The organism is Pedobacter sp. B4419 (assembly GCF_059693725.1).
Map to the genome: position 1 here is coordinate 1,652 of NZ_JCASSL010000003.1, position 3,178 is coordinate 4,829.

1 tRNA gene and 1 rRNA gene are annotated in these 3,178 nt (G+C 52.4%); both read left to right on the plus strand.

The annotated features are described in order from the left end of the window. Positions 1 to 4 precede the first annotated feature (4 nt). Positions 5 to 81: transfer RNA gene (locus tag AC570H_RS22375), tRNA-Ala, on the plus strand. Between the two features lie 179 nt (positions 82 to 260). Further along, positions 261 to 3,136: ribosomal RNA gene (locus AC570H_RS22380) — 23S ribosomal RNA — on the plus strand. Positions 3,137 to 3,178: the final 42 nt, after the last annotated feature.

Sequence of the window (3,178 nt, forward strand, 5' to 3'; positions counted from 1 at the left end):
TCTTGGGGGATTAGCTCAGCTGGCTAGAGCGCCTGCCTTGCACGCAGGAGGTCAACGGTTCGACTCCGTTATTCTCCACCACCACCGTGGCACCCTACTGAATTGGGCTGCCGGTTACAATAGGGGCGTTAAGCCTCCGGGATAGAAAAGTTCTTTGACATATTGGAAGAAGTTAAAACAAGAAGAGCACACAGCAGTGCGGACGGCTTCGGCCAGAAGCGCGCAAAGCACGCATGCCGGCGCAAAAGGCGGCATAGCGGAAGAAAGTAATAAAGGGTATACGGGGGATGCCTTGGCTCTCAGAGGCGATGAAGGACGTGATAAGCTGCGATAAGCCCTGGGGATCAGCAAATATGACTTGATCCGGGGATTTCCGAATGGGGGAACCCGCCATGCTGAAGGCATGGCACGATAAGAGCAAACCCGCCGAACTGAAACATCTAAGTAGGCGGAGGAGAAGAAAATAACAATGATTTCCTGAGTAGTGGCGAGCGAAAGGGAAAGAGCCCAAACCGTTCCTGTTACGGCAGGATCGGGGTTGTAGGACTGCGATGTGGTTATAATGCAATGAAGTGGAACGGGATGGGAAGCCCGGCGATACAGAGTGAAAGCCTCGTACACGTAAGTACCATTAGCCTAGCAGCATCCTGAGTACCGCGAGGTCGGAGACGCCTTGTGGGAACCAGCCGGCACCATCCGGTAAGGCTAAATACTCCTGAGAGACCGATAGTGAACCAGTACCGTGAGGGAAAGGTGAAAAGAACCCCGAACAGGGGAGTGAAATAGAACCTGAAACCGTATACCTACAAGCGGTCGGAGCAGACGAGTTCTGTGACGGCGTGCCTTTTGCATAATGAGCCTACGAGTTACTCTTCACTGGCAAGGTTAAGTGCTTATGGCACGGATCCGAAGCGAAAGCGAGTCTGAACAGGGCGCACAGTCAGTGGAGGTAGACGCGAAACCTTGTGATCTACCCATGGACAGGTTGAAGGTGCGGTAACACGTACTGGAGGACCGAACCGATAAGCGTTGAAAAGCTTCCGGATGATCTGTGGGTAGGGGTGAAAGGCTAATCAAACTGGGAAATAGCTCGTACTCCCCGAAATGTTTTTAGGAACAGCGTCGGAATCGAGTTACATAGAGGTAGAGCTACTGATTGGGTGCGGGGGAGTCAAATCCTACCAAATCCAGACAAACTCCGAATGCTATGTAACATGTCCGGCAGTGAGGCGCGGGGTGCTAAGGTCACGCGCCGAGAGGGAAAGAACCCAGACCATCAGCTAAGGTCCCCAAGTTACAGTTAAGTTGAACTAACGAGGTGCGATTGCACAGACAGCTAGGATGTTGGCTTGGAAGCAGCCATTCATTTAAAGAGTGCGTAACAGCTCACTAGTCGAGCGATCGTGCATGGATAATAAACGGGCATCAAACTGTACACCGAAGCTATGGGATTGAAATATATCGGTAGGGGAGCATTCCAGCGGCAGAGAAGGCATACGCGTCAGCGGTGCTGGAGCTTCTGGAAAAGCAAATGTAGGCATAAGTAACGATAAGGCGGGAGAGAAACCCGCCCACCGAAAGGATAAGGTTTCCTGATCAACGCTAATCGGATCAGGGTTAGTCGGGGCCTAAGGAGAACCCGAAGGGGATATTCGATGGACAACGGTTTAATATTACCGTACTCTTTGTAGATGCGATGTGGGGACGGAGTAGTGACACTGCCGCGAACTGACGGAATAGTTCGTTGAAGGCCGTAGGTATAGGAATTCCAGGCAAATCCGGAAATCCTGCCGAAAGCTGATAGTACGCAGAACCTTCGGGGGACGCGATAGCGCAGGTAATCAGACTTCCAAGAAAAACCGCTAAGCTCCAGTCTATAAAGACCCGTACCGCAAACCGACACAGGTATCCGGGAAGAGGATTCTAAGGTGCTCGAGTGAATCATGGCTAAGGAACTCGGCAAAATGGCCCTGTAACTTCGGGAGAAGGGGCGCTGGCAGCAATGCCAGCCGCAGTGAAAAGGCCCAGGCGACTGTTTAACAAAAACACATGGCTTTGCAAAATCGAAAGATGAGGTATAAGGCCTGACACCTGCCCGGTGCTGGAAGGTTAAGAGGGGATGTCATCCGCAAGGAGAAGCATTGAATCGAAGCCCCAGTAAACGGCGGCCGTAACTATAACGGTCCTAAGGTAGCGAAATTCCTTGTCGGGTAAGTTCCGACCTGCACGAATGGTGTAACGATCTGGGCGCTGTCTCAGCCATGAGCTCGGTGAAATTGTGGTCCCGGTGAAGACGCCGGGTACCCGCAACGGGACGGAAAGACCCCATGCACCTTCACTACAGTTTAACATTGACATTGGGTACAGGATGTGTAGGATAGGTGGGAGGCTTTGAAGCGGGCGCGCCAGCGTTCGTGGAGCCAACGTTGAAATACCACCCTTTCTGTATTCGGTGTCTAACCCCGCAAAGCGGGGGACATTGTTTGACGGGTAGTTTGACTGGGGTGGTCGCCTCCAAAAAGGTAACGGAGGCTTTCAAAGGTAAGCTCAGTACGCTTGGTAACCGTACGGGGAGTGCAATAGCATAAGCTTGCTTGACTGTGAGGCAAACAGGCCGATCAGGGTCGAAAGACGGATATAGTGATCCGGTGGTTCTGCATGGAAGGGCCATCGCTCAAAGGATAAAAGGTACGCTGGGGATAACAGGCTGATCTCCCCCAAGAGCTCATATCGACGGGGAGGTTTGGCACCTCGATGTCGGCTCGTCACATCCTGGGGCTGGAGAAGGTCCCAAGGGTTCGGCTGTTCGCCGATTAAAGTGGCACGCGAGCTGGGTTCAGAACGTCGCGAGACAGTTCGGTCCCTATCTGTTGTGGGCGTAGGAATCTTGAGTGGGGCTGACCTTAGTACGAGAGGACCGGGTTGGACCAGCCTCTAGTGAATCTGTTGTTCCGCCAGGGGCATTGCAGAGTAGCTACGCTGGGAATAGATAAGCGCTGAAAGCATCTAAGTGCGAAACTAGCCACGAGATGAGGGTTCCATACAGGACCGTAGAAGACTACTACGTTGATAGGCTACAGATGTAAAGGTGGCGACACCACAGTCGAGTAGTACTAATAGTCCGAGGCTTTCAAGAGCAGAGACGCTGGGTGCTCTTCTGAACTAACTTCTTTCAATA